This is a genomic window from Candidatus Formimonas warabiya, assembly GCF_002777255.1.
Classification (GTDB): domain Bacteria; phylum Bacillota; class Dehalobacteriia; order Dehalobacteriales; family Dehalobacteriaceae; genus Formimonas; species Formimonas warabiya.
This window is the reverse complement of the sequence record NZ_CP017634.1, coordinates 3,907,529-3,926,354: the sequence shown is the minus strand read 5'-3', so window position 1 is coordinate 3,926,354 and position 18,826 is coordinate 3,907,529. Positions and strand designations below refer to the sequence as shown.

Annotated in this window: 16 protein-coding genes; 14 read left to right on the top strand and 2 right to left on the bottom strand. The window is 48.3% G+C overall.

Going from position 1 to position 18,826, the window contains the following annotated elements:
* The first annotated feature begins 6 nt into the window (after positions 1-6).
* The 14 genes from DCMF_RS17820 to DCMF_RS17760 all read left to right on the top strand — a co-directional run bounded on the left by DCMF_RS17820 (position 7) and on the right by DCMF_RS17760 (position 14,234).
* Positions 7-648 carry an amino acid ABC transporter permease gene (locus DCMF_RS17820; protein ID WP_148135667.1) on the top strand — a complete coding sequence of 214 codons (642 nt, stop codon included), beginning with the start codon at positions 7-9 and terminating at the stop codon, positions 646-648.
* A gap of 44 nt (positions 649-692) precedes the next feature.
* Positions 693-1,343, top strand: coding sequence for an amino acid ABC transporter permease (locus DCMF_RS17815; protein WP_148135666.1), 651 nt, complete (start codon positions 693-695; stop codon positions 1,341-1,343).
* A gap of 12 nt (positions 1,344-1,355) precedes the next feature.
* Complete coding sequence (locus DCMF_RS17810) at positions 1,356-2,114, top strand: amino acid ABC transporter ATP-binding protein (protein ID WP_148135665.1); 759 nt, start codon at positions 1,356-1,358, stop codon at positions 2,112-2,114.
* Positions 2,115-2,343: 229 nt separating this feature from the next.
* A complete protein-coding gene (pckA, locus tag DCMF_RS17805) occupies positions 2,344-3,927 on the top strand; it encodes a phosphoenolpyruvate carboxykinase (ATP) (RefSeq protein WP_148135664.1) in 1,584 nt (527 codons plus the stop codon).
* Between the two features lie 143 nt (positions 3,928-4,070).
* A complete protein-coding gene (locus DCMF_RS17800; RefSeq protein WP_214658707.1) occupies positions 4,071-4,784 on the top strand; it encodes an HAD family hydrolase in 714 nt (237 codons plus the stop codon).
* 38 nt (positions 4,785-4,822) lie between these two features.
* A complete protein-coding gene (locus DCMF_RS17795) occupies positions 4,823-6,034 on the top strand; it encodes an MFS transporter (protein ID WP_148135662.1) in 1,212 nt (403 codons plus the stop codon).
* A 27-nt stretch (positions 6,035-6,061) separates the two neighbouring features.
* Positions 6,062-6,775, top strand: coding sequence for a metallophosphoesterase family protein (locus tag DCMF_RS17790; RefSeq protein WP_148135661.1), 714 nt, complete (start codon positions 6,062-6,064; stop codon positions 6,773-6,775).
* Between the two features lie 212 nt (positions 6,776-6,987).
* Positions 6,988-7,671, top strand: a complete 684-nt coding sequence (locus tag DCMF_RS17785; RefSeq protein ID WP_148135660.1) for a TMEM165/GDT1 family protein — start codon at positions 6,988-6,990, stop codon at positions 7,669-7,671.
* A 61-nt stretch (positions 7,672-7,732) separates the two neighbouring features.
* Complete coding sequence (gene murI, locus DCMF_RS17780; protein WP_148135659.1) at positions 7,733-8,539, top strand: glutamate racemase; 807 nt, start codon at positions 7,733-7,735, stop codon at positions 8,537-8,539.
* 116 nt (positions 8,540-8,655) lie between these two features.
* Complete coding sequence (glgP, locus tag DCMF_RS17775; protein ID WP_148137965.1) at positions 8,656-10,359, top strand: alpha-glucan family phosphorylase; 1,704 nt, start codon at positions 8,656-8,658, stop codon at positions 10,357-10,359.
* A 74-nt stretch (positions 10,360-10,433) separates the two neighbouring features.
* Positions 10,434-10,556 (top strand): hypothetical protein, encoded by a 123-nt coding sequence (locus DCMF_RS30140; RefSeq protein ID WP_257790917.1) that lies wholly within the window; start codon positions 10,434-10,436, stop codon positions 10,554-10,556.
* A gap of 492 nt (positions 10,557-11,048) precedes the next feature.
* Positions 11,049-12,179, top strand: coding sequence for a YkvI family membrane protein (locus tag DCMF_RS17770; protein WP_214658706.1), 1,131 nt, complete (start codon positions 11,049-11,051; stop codon positions 12,177-12,179).
* A complete protein-coding gene (cls, locus tag DCMF_RS17765; RefSeq protein ID WP_148135658.1) occupies positions 12,176-13,453 on the top strand; it encodes a cardiolipin synthase in 1,278 nt (425 codons plus the stop codon). Before DCMF_RS17770 ends, cls begins: the two co-directional genes overlap by 4 nt.
* 232 nt (positions 13,454-13,685) lie before the next feature.
* The gene (locus tag DCMF_RS17760) at positions 13,686-14,234 is read left to right on the top strand and encodes a nitroreductase family protein (protein ID WP_148135657.1); all 549 of its coding nucleotides are present in this window, start codon (positions 13,686-13,688) and stop codon (positions 14,232-14,234) included.
* A gap of 159 nt (positions 14,235-14,393) precedes the next feature.
* Here DCMF_RS17760 and DCMF_RS17755 read toward each other — a convergent pair whose 3' ends face one another.
* Both DCMF_RS17755 and DCMF_RS17750 read right to left on the bottom strand, forming a co-directional pair.
* On the bottom strand, positions 14,394-17,552 hold the full coding sequence (locus tag DCMF_RS17755; RefSeq protein ID WP_148135656.1) for an efflux RND transporter permease subunit: 3,159 nt from the start codon (positions 17,550-17,552) through the stop codon (positions 14,394-14,396).
* Positions 17,549-18,679 carry an efflux RND transporter periplasmic adaptor subunit gene (locus DCMF_RS17750; RefSeq protein WP_214658705.1) on the bottom strand — a complete coding sequence of 377 codons (1,131 nt, stop codon included), beginning with the start codon at positions 18,677-18,679 and terminating at the stop codon, positions 17,549-17,551. Before DCMF_RS17750 ends, DCMF_RS17755 begins: the two co-directional genes overlap by 4 nt.
* Positions 18,680-18,826: the final 147 nt, after the last annotated feature.

Genomic DNA, 18,826 nt, shown 5'->3' with positions numbered 1-18,826 from the left:
AAAACAATGGATTACGTTTTGACGATATTGCCGGATATTTTAAAAGGGCTGCTGCTATCTCTGGAGATATACATCATTGCGGTTGTTTTAATTCTTCCTTTGGCAGTGCTGGCCGCCATCGGCAAAGTGTCCGGTCCGGTATTTCTGAAAAAGATCTTATTTTTATATACTTGGATCTGGCGGGGCACCCCATTGCTGCTGCAACTATTTTTTATTTATTACGCCCTGCCTTACTTGGGCATTGTATTGTCACCCTTTACCGCCGTGATCATTGCCTTTGTTTTAAATGTGGGGGCTTATGAAACGGAAATTATCCGGGCGGGCATTGAATCCATTGACAAGGGCCAGTATGAAGCGGCCAAAGCCCTGGGCATGAATTATGTGCAGACCATGCGCCGCATTATCATCCCTCAAACCATCCGCCGGGTATTGCCTGCCACGTGCAGTGAAGCCATCCTTACTTTTAAGGATACGGCATTGGTGGCAGCCATCGCCATGAGCGATTTGCTTCGTTCCGCCAAGGAAATTGTGACAAGAGATTTTAAGATTACGCCCTTTTTTGTGGCCTTTATCATTTATCTCATCATTTCGTCTATTTTGGTTCAGATCTTTGCCAGATTAGAAAAAAGATTTTCCATCTACGAATAAGGAATTTTCATTATTGTATGCACATGTAAGGGGATAAAATAGCCATGGATCATGTCAAATATGTTTTGGACATTCTGCCCTTTATTTTGTCGGGCTTACAATTAACCGCAAAGATTTATTTCGCCACGCTGATCTTTGCTTTGCCTTTGGGCCTTTTAGCCGCCATCGGCAAAGTAAGCGGACCGAAAATTATAAAATGGATCTTATTTTTATATACCTGGATTTGGCGGGGCACGCCCTTGCTGCTGCAACTTTTTTTCGTGTTTTTCGGCTTACCCGTGATCGGTATCAGGCTGCCCGATTTTGCCGGAGCGATCCTGACCTATACCTTGAATTATGGTGCCTATTTGACGGAGATTTTCCGGGGCGGCATCGAATCCATCGACAAAGGCCAATATGAAGCGGCGAAAGCTTTGGGCATGACCTATCCTCAGACCATGCGCCGGATTGTTATTCCTCAAACCATCCGGCGGGTATTGCCTCCTACCTGCAGTGAGGCGGTGAACCTGGTGAAGGATACCCCCTTATTGGCGGTGGTTGCCATGCCGGATTTGCTGCGTATTTCCAACCAGATTTTCACCCGGGATTCGGACATTACCGCCTTTATCGTCGCTTTTGTGCTGTACCTGATTATTTCTTCTATACTGGTCAAACTTTTTAGCATCTTAGAGAAGAAGTATTCGATTTATGAATAGGAGAGTGAGCCAATGTCGATGATCCGTATGAGCAATATCCATAAATATTTCGGCAGTCTCCATGTTTTAAAAGGGGTGTCCCTGGAAGTAAACAAAGGGGAAATTGTGTCCATTATCGGGCCCAGCGGCTCCGGAAAAAGCACCTTGCTGCGCTGCATGAACCAATTGGAGAAAATAGACGGGGGCATGCTGGAGATCGAAGGGATGCTGGTGGAGGCAGCAGGAGATGTGGGTGTGAAAGTGACCGCCGCTCACCAGGATATCCGGGCTACCTATCGAAAAATGGGCATGGTGTTCCAGAGCTTCAATCTTTTCCCCCATATGACGGCCTTGGGCAATGTGATCGAAGCGCCTATGGTGGTGAATAAGATGGCCAAAGACGCGGCCGTGGCCAGCGCCGAGAAGCAATTGGAAAAAGTAGGCTTGCTGGAGAAAAAGGACGCCTATCCCTCCAAATTATCCGGGGGACAAAAACAGCGGGTCGCCATTGCCCGGGCTTTGGCGATGAACCCGGAGATTATGCTTTTTGATGAACCTACGTCCGCACTGGACCCGGAGCTGGTAGGAGAAGTGCTGAATGTGATCAAAAAACTGGCCCAAGAACATATGACCATGTTGATTGTGACCCATGAAATGGGGTTTGCCCGGGAAATATCCGACCGGGTGATCTTTATGGATAACGGAGAAATTTTAGAAGACTGCTGCCCCAAGGAGTTTTTCGAAAACCCGCGTCACCCGAGAATCAAAACCTTTTTGGAAAAGATGCTCTAAACACCGTGATCAACGGTGTTTTTTTTCGGAGAAAAAAGGACGCGCAGGTTTTGATGAGAGAGAAGACAGCCCCCCCTCAGTAAGAGATGAAAACCGGTTGTATTAAAAGTCTGTATTGAGATAAAATTGAAAAAATTAGAACTTTTTATTTTCCGCAACAAAGTTTGTTTTTTACATTGACTGGATAGGGCCATTTTTGGTATGATTCCCCTGTAAAGGGGGGAGGGTTATGAGTAATGCCAATTTATTGGATAAATTAGGTATTATCAACATAAACCATCAATATCGAAATCTGGCACCTGCCCGGCTGGTGGAAATGGCCTTAAACCGGGAAGAAGGAATACTGGCCGCCAACGGGGCATTGTGTGTGAAAACGGGGAAATATACCGGACGCTCTCCGTTGGATCGTTTCATTGTGGATACGCCTTCCGTCCATGAGGCCATTGACTGGGGAAAAACCAACCAGCCCATGGAGGAGGACACTTTCTGGCACATCTATTACCGTTTAATGGCGTTCCTTGAAGAGAAGGATCTTTTTACTTTTGACGGGTTTTGCGGGTCGGATCCGGACCACCGCATGCCGATTACGGTGATTAACCAGTATGCGTGGCAAAATCTTTTCGTGCACCAGCTTTTTATTCGTCCTTCCAAGGAAGAATTAGAAGCGCATCAGCCTGAATTCACCCTGATTTGCGCGCCCGGCTTTAATGCCTTGCGGGAAATAGACGGCACGCGTTCCGAGGCTTTTGTGGTACTGAACTTTGAACAAAAGATTATTATTATTGGCGGCACCTGTTATGCCGGAGAAATGAAAAAGGCCATTTTTACCTGTATGAACTATTTGCTTCCCGGAAAAGGGGTATGCCCCATGCACTGCTCCGCCAATCTGGGGCCGGAGGGGGACACCGCTTTATTTTTCGGCCTGTCCGGGACGGGCAAGACCACCCTTTCCGCAGATCCGGAACGCCGGTTGATCGGGGACGACGAGCATGGCTGGTCGGACAACGGCATCTTTAATTTTGAGGGAGGCTGCTATGCCAAATGTATTAAGCTGTCTGCCCAACATGAACCCCAGATTTGGGGGGCCATTCGTTTCGGCGCGGTCCTGGAAAATGTGGTCGTGGATGAAGACGACCGGTCTGTCGATTATGATTCCGATGCGTTAACGGAAAATACCCGGGCGGCCTATCCGGTTGATTACATACCCCATTCCGTGATTCCCGGCATAGGGGACCACCCAAAAACGATCATTTTATTGACGGCGGATGCTTTTGGCGTCATGCCTCCCATTGCCAAGCTCACTCCGGAACAGGCGATTTACCATTTTCTTTCCGGGTATACCAGTAAGCTGGCCGGGACAGAAAGAGGCATTACCGAACCGCAGGCGACTTTCTCCACCGGATTCGGGGAGCCCTTTTTGCCCAGATTTCCCATGGTTTATGCCCAGCTTTTGCAAGAAAGAATTAAAAAACATCAGGTGAATGTATTTTTGGTGAATACCGGCTGGACCGGGGGACCCTATGGGATTGGCAAGCGCATGAGCTTGCCTTACACCAGGGCCATGGTCAGGGCGGCCATCAAGGGAGATTTAAATGGGGTAGCCTATGAGACCGATCCGTTCTTCGGTTTTGCCGTGCCGAAAACTTGTCCTGAAGTTCCTGATGGGATCTTAAATCCCAAAAGCACCTGGCCGGATCAGGATCAATACGAGGAAACCGCACGAAAGTTAGCGGAACGCTTTGTGCAAAACTTTGGCAAGTTCAAAAATATTTCGGAAAATATTTTGGCAGCTGCACCCATATTAAGGAAATAATTTACTATCGTTTTGTGTTATAATAAGCCTTAGTGATTTTACATCGGTAAAATCGTAAGGCTTATTTTTTAAAAGACATGTCTTTCCCTGCCGCTGTAACTTTGAAAAACGGGAGCCCCCAGGGCTTTCATAGAGGTGATCAGGTGATAAAAACAGTACTGTTTGATTTGGACGGCACCTTGTTGCCCGTCGATTTTGATGTTTTTCTGCGCAGGTATTTCCAGGCGGTAACTCCTTATTTCAAGAACATGGCGGAGCCGGCGCCTTTCCTGAAATGCTTGATGTTTTCAACGGAAGAAATGGTGAAAAACCCAGGGCAGTATACCAATGAAGAAGTATTTATGACCAGCTTTTTACCAGGGATGCAACAGGAAAAAGAAACCGTGTATGACCTGTTCAATCTTTTTTACGAGCAGGAATTTCCCAAACTGAAGCAATATGCGGGGTATTCCCATTTAGCAGAACAAATCGTCAGCCGGGTCGTTGAAAAAGGATATCAAATCGCTTTAGCGACAAATCCGGTTTTCCCCCGGATGGCAACGGAGCAGAGAATGATATGGGCTGGGGTAGCCCACTTTCCCTGGGCCCTTGTTACTACCTATGAAACCAGTTGCGGCTGTAAGCCCCATCTCCATTATTTTCAGGAAATCTGCGCAAAACTGGGGGTTGCGCCGGAAGAATGCCTGATGGTCGGCAATGATGTTCAGGAGGATTTGGTGGCGGGAACCATGGGCATGGCGACATTTCTTGTGACCGATTGCCTGATTGACCGGGGCGAACCCGGCTTTCAGGCAGACCACATGGGGTCTTTGGAGCAACTCTATCACTTTGTATCCAATTTGCCTTGTGTGGAATGAGATTTTTAGTTCCGGCACAAGTAATGGGGATGAAATAAATGGAACAGTGGAAACGGAATTTGGCCGTACTTTGTGTGGCCCTGTTTTTAGTGATGGCTTCATGGAGTTCGATCATTCCTTTTTTGCCGATGTATTTGGAAGATTATCTAGGGGTCGAGGGAGACAGCCAAATAAATTTTTGGACCGGGATCATCTATGGAGCCAGTTTCTTGTCTATGATGATTGTTTCCCCTATCTGGGGCAAACTGGGGGACCGCTATGGGCGGAAAATTATGATTGTCCGCTCCGGGTTAGGAATTGGAGCAATCATCGCCCTCATGGGTATCGCCCAGACCCCCATGCAACTGCTTATTCTGCGTCTGATCAACGGGACGATTTCCGGCTTTAATCCCGCATCCATCGCTTTAGTCTCTACCGACTCCCCAAAAGAAAAGGTAGGTTTTGCCTTAGGGACGTTAAATGCTGCGGTAGTAGGGGGATCCGTGTTAGGGCCGGTAATCGGCGGGGTGATGGCAGAACTGATTGGTCTGCGCCATGTTTTTTTTGTTACCGGTTTGGTGCTGTTTCTTGCCACATTGCTGGTAGTAGTCTATGTGAAGGAAATAAATAAACCGGTCCCGGGTGTTTCCGGCTCCCGGATGGCCGCTGATGCCAAAAAAATATTTTCTACGCCTCCTCTGCCTGCCTTGTTTACCAGCGGGATGCTGATTCAGTTTGCTCTTTTAAGCACCAATCCCTTTTTGCCGGTTTTTATTCAGGAATTAGAGCATAATGAGAGCAGTACCTCTTTTTTGATCGGGCTGGCCGTATCCGCGGCAGGAGTGGCTTCCGTGCTTTTTTCTCCTATTTTTGGACGGCTGGGGGACCGGGTGGGCTCAGAGCGCATTCTTTTTTACAGTCTTCTCGCCAGCGTGGTCTCTTTAATTCCTCATGCTTTGGTCACGTCCTATGGCCAGGTATTAATCTGCCGCTTTTTGTTCGGCATCGCCGTGGGGGGACTAATCCCCGCCGTAAATACCCTGATCCGCTGGTATGCGCCCCAGGGGATGGAAAGCAGCACCTATGGGTACAGCAATAGCTTTTTTAATATCGGCATGATGCTGGGACCGGTTACCGGGGGAATGATGGCGGGAATCATTGGCGTCCGGGGTTTGTTCCTCTTTTCCGCCGCCCTTTTCTTGATTAATGCGGTTTGGTTCAGAATTCACCTGATTAATAAAAAAAGTACCCAACCGGGAACAGAAATATAAGGATCATTTAAAGGAGGATGTTCAACCATGAGGATAGCGGTATTCTCCGATGTTCATGGGAATCTGGCCGCTTTGCAGGCCGTGCTTGCCGATGTAGAAAAAAGAAAGGTGGATTATACGGTATGTGCCGGTGATCTGGTGGGCTATGCCCCTTTTCCCAATGAAGTGATCCACCTGATTCAGGAACGAAACATTCCCTGTGTCATGGGCAATTATGATGACGGCGTCGGTTTCTTCCGTCCGGTCTGCGGTTGTGATTTCAAGGACGATCAGGCCAGGCTGTTAGGGGAACAGTCCCTCCTTTGGACCAAAAAGCACACTTCGGAGGAAAACAAAGAATTTTTGCGTTTTTTGCCTTATGAAATCCGTATCGAAGCGGCGGGAAAGCGGCTTCTCATTGTCCACGGCAGCCCCAAAGCTTTAAATGAGTATCTTTCGGCAGATACTTCCGAGCATTACCTCAAAGGTCTGCTGGAGGAAGAAGACACAGATGTATTGATCTGCGGGCATACCCATATTCCCTGTCATAAACAATGGGACCAAGGGCATCTGGTGAATGCGGGAAGCATTGGCAAGCCTAAGCACGGTAAATCTTCCGCGGTTTATGCTTTGATCCAGATCACAAAGGGTATTGCCGTGGAGTTTTTGGATGTAGCTTATGATGTGGAGGCAACTGCTTCGGCTATTGAGAAATCCGATCTGCCCGATGCATTTGCGCACATGCTGAGAAAAGGGCATTGATAGAAATAGTGAAAAAGCCGGTTGCATTTGGGGGAGCTTGGGAGTATAATTAATTTACAACTTTAGGGGAGTAGTTTCTGTGTAAAGTCAACATACTGGCCCTGGGCCTGGCTTTACCGGCAGGATCCTGTCTAACGAGACCTTTGGTATATTTTATTATGCCTAAGGTCTTTTATTTTTGTCTCAAAAATTTTGTTTAGGAGGTTCAGGTAATGGATGCATTTTTGGCTTCGATGATCTTTGTAGTATTAGCCGAGATGGGTGATAAAACCCAGCTCTTGGGTGTGGCGCTGGCCACCCGGTTCAATGCTTTAACGGTATTTGCCGGCGTATTGGTGGGCACGCTGGCCAATCACTTTTTGGCGGTGGGATTGGGTAATTATTTAACAAACGTGATTCCCCTTTCCTATATTCAGATTTTAGCAGCCTTATCCTTTGTGGTCTTTGGCCTTTGGACCCTCCGGGGGGATCAGCTGGCGGGAGAGGAGAAAAAAACATATTTTACCCCTTTCTGGACGGTGACAATTGCTTTTTTTCTTGCTGAAATGGGGGACAAGACCCAGTTGGCCAGTATTGCCTTGGGGGCGAAATACCATTCCCTGTTTGCGGTTTGGATGGGCACCACAGCGGGGATGATGATCAGTAACGCTTTGGGAATTATGGTGGGAATCGTGCTGGGAAAAAAGATTCCCGAAAAAGCGGTGAAACTATTTTCTGCCGGCATCTTTATCCTCTTCGGATATCTGGGCCTGTTCCAGTATATCTCTGATCCCATGATCCGGACCGTTGTACTGATTACGGTTACCGGGATGGTTTTGGGGTATATTTTTTTACTTTACTTCAGGCAAAGGGGAAAATCTCCCCAAACAAGAAAAAAACCCGGGGGAACCGCTTAAGGAACTTTATCAGTTGAACCTTCCAGAGGGAAGGATTATAATTTAAAGGATAAAACTTCAGGTGGTGAGCGAGATTCTTGACAAACACCTTCCCATCGGCTTTTTTGATTCTGGGTTGGGCGGGGTTAGCGTATTAGCGGAAGCAGCTTGTTTGCTGCCCCGGGAATCCTTCGTATATTATGGGGACTCCCTTCATAACCCATACGGAACCAAGGAAGTGGCAGAGATTAAACGGCTGTCCATGGGGGCGGTCGAGTTTTTGATACAAAAAGGGATCAAAGCACTGGTGGTGGCATGCAATACGGCAACTAGTGTCGCCATTAGTGACTTGCGTAAGGAATGGACCATTCCGGTGATTGGAATGGAACCGGCGTTAAAGCCCGCCGTAGAGATGGACAATCAGGGAACCATTGTGGTCATGGCGACGCCGATTACCTTAAGGGAGAAAAAATTCAATAATTTGCTAAACCAATACCTGAGCCGGCGTGATATTATTCCTCTTTCCTGTCCGGGATTGGCCGATCTGATCGAAAGAGGCGTTTATACAGGCCGGACCATAGAGGATTATTTGGCGCGGGTCTTTTCCGGGATCAACCGGGAAGAGATCGCCACCATTGTTTTAGGCTGTACCCATTATGTTTTTATTAAGCATGAAATCGAAAAATTAATTCCCGGGGTGAAAATTATTGACGGCAACCGGGGAACGGTAAAGCACCTGGCCCGGATCCTGGGACAGAGAGGGCTGCTTTCCGACCGGGATCCAAAAGAACGGACGATTTCCTGCTTTACTTCCGGGCGGCCGGAGATCTTCCAACCATTATGCGAGCAGTTGTTTTCCTTTTGTCAGGAGAAACAGAAACAGGCTTGACCCAGTCAAGCCTGTTTTCGCATATTTTACAGGGATTCATAACAAAATAAAAGAAGGTGCGTTTAAAAAAAATAACTTGTTTGGCTAGGAGGTGTAAGGCCGAATACCGGCTGACCATGAATCATCCAAATCAACTTCCTAAAGTGGCTTATTTTTGCATGGAATATGGCTTGCATGAAAAGATGCCTGTTTATGCCGGAGGTCTGGGCATACTTGCGGGAGATTACCTGAAAGCGGCTTATGATTTAAATTACCCCCTGATAGGGATCGGCATCTTATGGGCCAATGATTACACGGAGCAGTATATTGATGAAAACGGGCGGCCCTATGATGTTTATCCCCATTACGACTATCATATGGTAAAGGATACGGGAGTATCCGTCCATGTTCAGATCCGGGGGGAAGATGTAGAATGTAAAGTAAAATTGGTGGACTGCTATGCCAATGCTCCCTTATACTTGCTGGATACCAATTTTCCCGGCAGCCGGCACGGGTGGATGACGAGCAAATTATATGGGGGCGGCGCCCAAGACCGCATTGCCGCCGAGATGATCCTGGGTATCGGCGGAGTCCGGCTCCTGCGCGCGCTGGGACTGGATGTGGATTTATTTCACTTTAATGAAGGGCATGCTGTCTTTGCCGGGCTGGAGCTGATCAGAGAAAGAATGGAGGAGTCCGGGTTATCTTTCTCCCTGGCCTGGCAGGCGGTGCGGTCCCAAATTGTTTTTACGACCCATACCCCTGTTCCCGCCGGCAATGAAGTTCATGACCATGCTTTGCTGCAGCACATGAATGCCTATAACGGGCTGGATTATGATCAGATGAACCAGATTGGGGGCGACCCTTTTAATATGACGGTGGCCGGGTTAAGGTTATCCAGCAAGGCCAATGCCGTATCAAAACTGCATGGACATACCGCGCGCAATATGTGGAAAAGCATTCAATTGCCCGCGCCGATTATTTCCATTACCAATGGGGTTCATGAAAAAACCTGGCAGGACCGGCGCGTAAAAGAAGCCTTTAACAGGGATGAAGGCTTATGGGATGCCCACATACAATGTAAGAAAGAGCTGATGGATTATATCTTTCATCGCACGGGCCAGCAACTGAACCCGGAGGTGCTGACGATCGGTTTTGCCCGGCGGGCGGCTCCCTATAAGAGGAGTGATCTCATTTTCCGCAATTCGGACTTGCTCAATCCTTTACTGATCAATGGGAAAATCCAGTTGATTTTTTCCGGCAAGGCCCATCCCAATGATCAGTTAGGAAAAGAGATTATCAGCGATTTGGTGAAAATGGACCGGAGGTACGGGAATGCGGTAGTGTTTTTAGAAAATTACAACATGGAAGTAGCCCGGTTTTTAGTGCGGGGATGTGATGTGTGGCTGAATAATCCCCGGCGTCCTTTAGAAGCCAGCGGTACTTCGGGGATGAAAGCGGCCATGAACGGCGTGCTCAACTTCAGCGTGGTAGATGGGTGGGTGGCGGAAGGATTGCAGCATGGCATCAGCGGTTGGCTGCTGGAACAGGCCGCTAGGCAATCTGAAGCATGGGACCAGGACGAGAAAGACCTCCAGGAGTTATACCAAGTTCTATTTAATGAAGTGATTCCCACCTATTATAATCAACGGGACCGTTGGATCGAAATGATGAAAGCCAGTATTGATATGGCCCAGTGGAATTTTTCCTCCACAAGAATGCTGAAAGAGTATGATGATGTCTTTTACGCTCCTGCTCTTCAGGTGCAGCAGGAAACTCAAACAGCTCCTTATATGTACCCGTCATGGGAGGAAAACCAGCCGCAGCCCTACCAAAATTAAACAGGAAATTCAGGGACGGTTCTTGAATTGAATGGGAATGACATTTGTTAATCATTTAAAAGAAGAAACCGGGAATGGTTTTTGAATGGACCGGCATCAAATTTGCGCACATGTTTATCAACGTTAATGAAGCGATTTCCCTGTTTTATAATCAGCAAGAAGGTCAGCCAAAAATGCTGCGGGCCGGTATTGACTAGTCTCTGGAGAAGTGTAGGAAGGATATATTCCTACACTTTTTATATGCTGATTCATTTAATTTTTAGTAACCAAATCTTTCTTTGCGCCAATATTCTTCAATGCCCATTCCAAAAATTTTTCCGGTTAGAAAATCTACTCCGACAATGATGCTCTCTTCTTCAATTTGTTTGGTCATAGTCAGAACACCTCCTTTTTTAATAGTATCAGTTCTATTATGTTTAAAGGGAGGGAACTTCCTGGAAAGTGTCAGGCGCTTTTTCAACCTGCTTCCCCCAAGAAGTACTCCCTAAATTTTTTGCCGGAAAAGCTCTTTACCATAGAATACGTAATAAATAAAAAGATTTCTTTAATACAGGGTTAACTTTATGTAATTTTTGAAAGGTTAAAAAATGCCCCAGGCCGCACTGGCAGAAAAGGGAAGAAGCCGGAGGGCATAAAAAAAATGGTTGTTGTCAAACTAACATCATCTATGGCAAAAAGGAGAGAGCCCAGTGGGAGAAAAAAAACTATCGACGTTTAAAGTAGCTTCGGCTTACATTGGTACTGTTGTGGGGGCGGGTTTTGCTTCCGGACAGGAAGTACTGCAGTTTTTCGGCTATTTTGGCTATGTGGGTTTAGCAGGCCTGCTGGTAGCCACCATCTTGTTTGTCTATTTTGGTTATTTGATTTTGAAATTAGGTGCAGAATTGAAAGCGGATTCCCATGTGCCCGTGATTAAATATGCCGGAGGCAAATGGCTGGGTGCTTTGATTGATTATATCATTACGTTTTTTCTCTTTGGCGCTTTAACGGTGATGGCAGCGGGAGCCGGCGCTCTATTTAGCGAACAACTGGGCTTGTCTAGATTTTTGGGCAGCAGCCTGCTGATTCTGATTACTTTGGGTACCGTTCTTCTCGGATTAAAGGGAGTGATTTCCGCCATCAGCTTTGTGGTGCCTGTTCTGGTCGTATCGGTGGTGGGAATCGGCGCTTATGTAATTGCCGACACGGGTCTTTCTCCTGGCGCTTCTCAAGGGGCTATTGGTGCAGGAAATCCCGCTGTTCCTTTTTGGCCGGTGTCCGCCATCGTCTATATTTCCTACAATCTCCTGGTGGCTGTGGCCGTGCTGGCTCCTATGGGCAAAGAAAGCGCAGATGTTCAGGTGCTCAGAAGAGGCGCCCTATGGGGCGGGCTGGGATTAGGAATCGGTGCGGCCGCTATTTTCCTTGCCACGCTGGCCCATATGCCCCAGGCGGCCCGTTTTGAGCTGCCCATGATTTATGTGGCGGGACAGATTTCACCCCTAGTAAGAGTTGCTTATGCCGTGATTTTATATTTGGAGATTTACACGACGGCAGTGGGAAGCCTGTATGGGTTTACCGTGCGCTTTACCCGGCCCGGGAGCAGAAGCCTGAATTTATTGGCAGCAGGTACCAGTGTGGGTGCTTTGATAGCCGCTCAATTCGGGTTTACGGCCCTGGTGCGGGTTTTGTTTCCTTTAGTAGGATATGCAGGGATTTTCATGTTGGGAGGCCTGGTTTACCACCAGCTAAGGCCTTTCGGAAAAACCAGGAGGGCCATTCCCCAGCCGTCCTATAAAAAGTATCCGAACGATCAGAGAAATCCCCAGGAGGAGAGATGAAAAAGCGGTATCACTGGATCATCCTTGGTGCAATCTTAATTTTAATCATCAGTATTTATGCATATGGTTCCCCAAATAACCGGTTAATGGCGCAAAAAAGGATCACGTACAGAGACCAGGTGAATATGAAGTATTTGCACGGGGATAAAACGCAAATTACTTCCCTGGGCTATACTTTTTCCCAAAATCAAAGTGAGATTATGAATAATGTGAACCAATCCTTCGAGCAAATTTTTTCCGCCATTGAACAGGCGAAAGACCATGTGCACATCGAATTCTTTATTATCCGTGATGATGCCATTGGTCAACGGATGAAGCGTATTTTAGCGGAAAAGGTACGCCAGGGGGTGGAAGTGCGCTTTATTTATGATGCCGTCGGCAGTATGTCCGTAAAGCGCAAGTTTATTGCCGACTGTAATCAGGCAGGTATTAAAATGGTAGCGTATAAACCTATCCTGGCTTCAATCGTCCGCGGCCAGTTGAATCACAGAAACCATAAAAAAATCGTGGTTGTGGATGGAGAAGTCGGCTTTACGGGGGGAATTAATTTAGGAGACGAGTATCTGGGAAAAAAACCGGGGATCGGGTTCTGGCGGGACTTGGTTGTAAAGATCAAAGGGCCGGCCGTCGAAGGAATGCAGGCAGCCTTTTTGGAAGACTGGTATCTCTCTACGGGAGAAAAAATCCTTCAGAAAAAATATTATCAGCCCCATGCGTCGTCCGGGGCGCAGCAGGTAATGATCGTCACAAGCGAGCCTGATATGCATAAGAAGGAGATCGAGAAACTATTTAGCGGCTTGATCAATAACGCCAAAGAGGAAATTTTGATTTCCACCCCCTATTTTATCCCTGAAAAAAGTCTGAACAATTCCTTAATAAAAGCGATCCAACGCGGTGTCCGGGTGGAAATCATGATTCCGGAACATCCGGATGTGAACACTACCTATTTGGCTACCCAGGGCAATTTAGGATCTGTACTTTCGGCAGGAGCCACCGTCTGGAAGTATCGGAAGGGATTTTTGCATGCCAAGAGTATGATCGTAGATCAGCAGTTAACTTGTATCGGTTCCGCCAATTTTGACAAAAGAGGTTTGAGCGAAGATGCGGAAATCTGTGTCTTGATGGCGGATGAAAAAACAGCCCGGGCCCAGCGGAGCTGGTATGAGGAAGACATTAAACACAGTAAAAGGCTGACGCTGAAAGAATACCAAAGCCGCCCCCTGTGGGATATGATCGGCGAAAAAGCGGTCAAAATCTTTGAAAACTGGATGTAGTAAATTCGGGGACGGTTCTTGAATTGAATGAAAGAATTTTTTGCATCATTTACTCTATTTCACTACTAGAAGGTGAAATTAATTTAGCAACACATTCAATTCAAGAACCGTCCCTGAATTTACTGCAAGAACCGTCCCTGAATTTACTGAATTTACTAGTGAAGATCTTGCAAATTTATCCAAATCCTTTTATGATGAAGGTAAATATTTCAAATCGTGAGGAGTTGAAAAAATGGATTTACTAGAAGCTATTGCGAAAAGGAAAAGTGTCCGGGCCTATCTAAAAGAACAGATTTCCGATGAGGTACTGGCAAAAATCATAGATGCGGGCCAATGCCCGCCGAATGCCGGGGCTTATCAGATTTCCGTCCTGCAAAACCCCGCCTTATTGAAAAAACTCAACGACCTGGCTGCCGATGCCATGCGCAATTCCGGCAATGAATTTTTGATGAGCAGAGTCGCCATCCCCGGTTATCAGCCTCTTTACGCAGCTCCGACAGCAATTCTTCTTTCTGCCCCGGCCGGCAATCCGTATAGTGCCGCCAATACCGCCCTGGCAGCAGAAAACATGATCTTAGCCGCCACCGCCCTTGATTTGGGAAGCTGTTATCTGATTACCCCTACGCTGGCATTTGCCGGAGACAAGACCGGGGAATTGGCAAAAGAAGCCGGGATACCAGAAGGGTATACGGTCTTTTGTGCGGTAATCCTGGGACATGCTGCCGAGAATGATTTTTCGGCGCCCAGAGAAAAAAGAGGCACTGTCAACTATGTGAAATAGCAAAGGGGCAAGGGAAGGCTGAAAAACTAAGGCATCATGGGGTCATGATGCCTTTTTTGATGGGGAGAAGAATGATCTAATTATTTATATTTTGCCCAGGAAGGAGAATGGCGTCACAACTTTTCCAGCCAGGGACGGGATGCCGGGGAGGATAGACTTTTATACATCGGGAGAAGCATAGTTTGATCGGGAAAAGAATTTTTTTGATCCTCCCATTTTGCCAGATAACCAGTGGGAAATTTTTGACCGCAGATCGTCGAAACTGGTATACACCACCGGTACCAGAACCAAGGTGATCAGGGTCGAGAAGGTTAAGCCGAAGGCAATGACAATGGCCATGGGTTTCATCATCTCATTGCCGGAACCGCCGCCCAGGGCCATAGGCAGCAAGGCCAGTACCGTACAAAGGGTCGTCATGAGAATCGGCCGCAGCCGGACCGGCCCGGCTTGCAGGATCGCCTCACGGCGTTCGATTCCCCGCTTGCGCAGGGTATTGATATAGTCAACTAAGACAATGGCGTTGTTGAGCACAATACCCACCAGCATAATCGCCCCGATGAGGCTCATAACGCTTAAGCGGCTGCCTGTAACCCCCAACCCTATCACGGCCCCGATAAAGGTGGGGGGAAGGGAAAACATGATAATGAAGGGCTGGAACAGGGATTCAAACTGGGCCGCCATTACCATGAAGACAAGGACAACGGCCAGCAGGAGGGCGATGCCCAGGGAGCCGAAAGACTCGGACATATTTTGCTGCTCTCCGCTGTAGTCAATGGCATATCCTTGAGGCAGGGACATTTGGGCAAGTTTTTGCCGGATTTCGCTGTTGACGCTGCCGGAATCCCTTCCGGAAACATCGGCGGTAATTTCCACCTCCCTGTTTTGATCGGAGCGGCTGATCTCTTTGGGAGAATTATTAATGGTGATGCTGGCGACATCGCTCACCGGCACCTTGGCTCCGGAAGAAGAAACGAGCAGCAGGCTGGACAGATTGCTTTGGGATTGGCTGAAATCATCGGAGAAATTCAGCCGAATGTCTACCGTATTGTCCCCGGTGTGCAGGGTGCCAATCACCGACCCGCCAAAAGCCGTTTTGATCACCGAAAGAATCTGACTGGCGGAAAGCCCATAGCGGGCCGCCTTTTCCCGGTCAACAACCACCTGTACTTGGATGTTGCTGGACAGTGAACTGGCAACGTTTCTGGTCCCGGTCACCTCCTTGATGATGCCCACCGCCGTGTTCCCCAGTTCTGTGAGGATATCCAGATCGTCACCCCGGATAATTACGTCAACAGCACTGCTGGACATGCCCATGGCCCCGCTTTCCACCGCGACGGTAATGGTGGCGCCCGCCACATCAGCCAAAGCCTGCCGGACCATTTCTGACGCTTCATTGGCGGTAGGCTGATATTGCTCCGCCGACTGCAACTTATATTTGATGGTAGCTGTATTGCTGTCGGAAACGCCAAAGAAAGACATGAAGCCTCCTCCGCCTACCGTGATATAATCGTTTTTAATCCCTTCACCCAGTGCTTTTCTGGCCAGACGATCCACTTCTTCCGCCTTTTCCCGGGTTGTATCCAGTTTCGTCCCGGTGGGCAGCTCAATGGTGACATTCACGCCTCTCTCGTCCATGGAAGACATGAATTCCATGCCGATTAGGGGAATACATGCCAAGCTCAGGAAAAAGAGGAGAAGGGTAGTGCCCACCACTGTTTTCCGGTGGCCTAATGCCCAAGAAAGGACGGTTTTGTATCCGGCAGTTAGCCGTTGCAGGCCGTACCCGAAAAGGGTCACCGGATTTTTGCTGCCTTTTTGATACACGAACTGTTCAGGTGCGGGCACGCTCTTGAGCAACTTTGAGGACATCATGGGAACCAGAGTGAGAGCGGCAAAGAGGGCGCAGGCATGAGAAAAGGTGACCGTCAATGCCAGCGGGGTAAAAATCATACTGGCAAGGCCGCTGACAAAAACAACGGGGAGAAAAACCACGATCTGAGAGGCAGCGGAGGCCATTACGGCGGTTCCCACTTCCGCAGCGCCTGTTTTCGCCGCATTGACGACATCAAAGCCTTCCTGCCTCTTTCTATAAATGCTTTCCAAAACAACAATGGCAAAGTCCACCAGAGAGCCCAGGCCCAGCATCAATCCTCCTAAAGACAGCATGTTAATGGTCTGGCCGGCAAAATACATAGCCATAAAGGTGCCGATAAGGGCGATGGGCAGGGAGATGGCCACCACCAGGGTGCTTCGCACGCTGCGCAGAAAAAAATAGAGGATGATTACCGCCAGGAGTGCGCCCAGAATACCGTGCTCTTCAACACTCCTAATGGTATCGTTGATGGTGGTGGAAGTGTCGCTGACCAGGTTGACCTTCACACCTGCCGGGAGGATCGGCATCAAGCCGGCCATGGTCTCCCGTACTTTTTTGGCCACCTGTACGGTGTTGCCGTCCGAGGTTTTCATAATATCCAGGCTCATGGATGAATTTCCGTCCACGTAAGTAAGGGTGCTGTCCTTTTTAAAAGAATCCCTGACCTCGGCAATATCTGAAAGGGAGATATAGTTCCCCTGTGCCCCGGGGACACTGATCTGCACCTGCTGAATGGCTTCCACACTGTCGAATTCGTTCATCACCCGGATGCTGATTTCACTGGAACCTTTGACGATGGTTCCGGCCGTACCGGTGATATCATCACCGGAGATCGCCTGAGATACTTGCTGGATTGTCAGGCCATAGGCATCCATTTTGGTTTGATCCAGCCGGATTTGGATCTCCCGCTCTTTGCCGCCGCTTAGGGAAACAGAGCTGACCCCGTCAATCCGTTCCAGAGCAGGCTCGATGGTATCTTCGGCGATTTCTTTCATTTTGGTGAGACTGGTCCCGGAAAGGGAATAGGTCATGATGGACTGGGAATTGGGATCCATTTTCATAATGGTGGGGCTGCCCGCATCATCCGGCAGGGTACCCCGGACCGCATCCAGTTTGTCCCGCAAATCGTTTACCTTATCATCCAGATCGGTCCCATAGTTGAATTGCACCATCACCAAAGAGTTTCCGTTGGAAGAGGTAGAACTAATTTCTTTGACGCCGCTCACCGAGCTTACTGCGGACTCGATGGTTTTGGTAATTACTTTTTCCACCTCCGCCGGTACCGCCCCTGCGTAACTGGTACTGATGATGGCCACCGGAATATTCATGTTCGGCATGAGCGCTACGCCCAAATTAGGTAAAGAAAAGAGGCCGAGAAAAATCACCCCGATGATGAGCATGGAGATAGCCACCGGCCGCGCTACGGAGAAATCTGCAATTTTCATTCGGCAGCACCTGCCTGTTCTTCCACCACTCTTACCAACTGCCCGTCGGAGAGAAGACGGTTGCCTTCTATCACAAGACTTTGCCCTACGGTAAGGCCTTCCGTGATTTCTGTCTTTGTCTCACTGGATACCCCTACTTGAAGGGAAACTTCTTTAGCTTTGTCATTTTCCACAATGTAGGCGATGTGCTGTCCATCCTTTTCTATCACCGCATCCACCGGTACGACGATGACATCTTGCACAATCCCGGTGAAAAGATTGATCTGAGCGGACATTCCTGGCTTGATAGTCCCGGAAGGATTGGCTACCGTCACTTCCGCCGGGTAACCCATGGTAGCGGAATTCGCTTTGGGGGAAATGGCTGTGACCGTGCCTTCCACAGTCTTGTTGAGAGATTCAAGGACTACCGGTACCTTTGTTCCCGTTTGGATGGTGTTGATCACACTTTCCGGGATGGAAGCTTTCACCTTGACGGTGTCGATATTAACGATGGTTGCGGCGTCTGTCTGACTGCTTACCATTTCCCCTGTTTCCACCTCAATGGTACTGACCAGGCCGCCAATAGGCGCAGTGACCGAATAGTCGTTCACATTTTCCTGGGCCGTGCTTAAAGCTGCCTCCGCCTGATCCAGTTGCTGCTCTGCCTGCTTCAGGCCGAGTTTGGCATTGACCAGTGCGGTAGTAGCCTGTTCCAGGTCATTTTCTGATACAACCCCATTTTTGTACAGGGTTTGGTAGCGGTCATAATTAGCCTGGGCGTCCTTAAGGGCCTGTACCGCCGAATCATAACCTGCTTTAGCAATGCCTAAGCCGGCCTCCGATTGGGTTAACTGGTTCCGGGCTTCCTTGGCTTCAATTTGGAAAAGAACCTGTCCCTTGGTCACCCGGTCGCCCATTTTCACGTTTACCACAGTGACACGTCCTGAAACCTTCGGGGCAATGGTTGCTTCAGTTGATGCCTCGATCAGGCCGGAGGTATGGAATGCCGTTTTCAGATCTGCCTTTGCCACCTGTTCCACTTTAACGGCAATTGCGGAGTTTTCATTGCCTGAGGGTGGTGGGCCGCCACAACCGCCCAACAGAGAAGATACCAACAGAATAAAGATTACTACTGCGGACCGTTTCAAAATTTTTTATCTCCCTTCATCTTCAGCTTTATGTGCAGGAACTGCCTCCTTTTCCTACTTTCACCATTATAAAGAAAGAAAATAAACTGACCTTAAACCAAATATAAACATTTTATTAACAAATTCGAAAATCTAGTTAAATAGCTA

Excerpts from the sequence above, each read along its gene's own strand:
- DCMF_RS17820 (WP_148135667.1), top strand. The coding sequence starts at position 7 with ATGGATTACGTTTTGACGATATTGCCGGATATTTTAAAAGGGCTGCTG.
- DCMF_RS17815 (WP_148135666.1), top strand. The coding sequence starts at position 693 with ATGGATCATGTCAAATATGTTTTGGACATTCTGCCCTTTATTTTGTCG.
- DCMF_RS17810 (WP_148135665.1), top strand. The coding sequence starts at position 1,356 with ATGTCGATGATCCGTATGAGCAATATCCATAAATATTTCGGCAGTCTC.
- pckA (WP_148135664.1), top strand. The coding sequence starts at position 2,344 with ATGAGTAATGCCAATTTATTGGATAAATTAGGTATTATCAACATAAAC.
- DCMF_RS17795 (WP_148135662.1), top strand. The coding sequence starts at position 4,823 with ATGGAACAGTGGAAACGGAATTTGGCCGTACTTTGTGTGGCCCTGTTT.
- DCMF_RS17790 (WP_148135661.1), top strand. The coding sequence starts at position 6,062 with ATGAGGATAGCGGTATTCTCCGATGTTCATGGGAATCTGGCCGCTTTG.
- DCMF_RS17785 (WP_148135660.1), top strand. The coding sequence starts at position 6,988 with ATGGATGCATTTTTGGCTTCGATGATCTTTGTAGTATTAGCCGAGATG.
- glgP (WP_148137965.1), top strand. The coding sequence starts at position 8,656 with ATGAATCATCCAAATCAACTTCCTAAAGTGGCTTATTTTTGCATGGAA.
- DCMF_RS30140 (WP_257790917.1), top strand. The coding sequence starts at position 10,434 with ATGGTTTTTGAATGGACCGGCATCAAATTTGCGCACATGTTTATCAAC.
- cls (WP_148135658.1), top strand. The coding sequence starts at position 12,176 with ATGAAAAAGCGGTATCACTGGATCATCCTTGGTGCAATCTTAATTTTA.
- DCMF_RS17760 (WP_148135657.1), top strand. The coding sequence starts at position 13,686 with ATGGATTTACTAGAAGCTATTGCGAAAAGGAAAAGTGTCCGGGCCTAT.
- DCMF_RS17755 (WP_148135656.1), bottom strand. The coding sequence starts at position 17,552 with ATGAAAATTGCAGATTTCTCCGTAGCGCGGCCGGTGGCTATCTCCATG.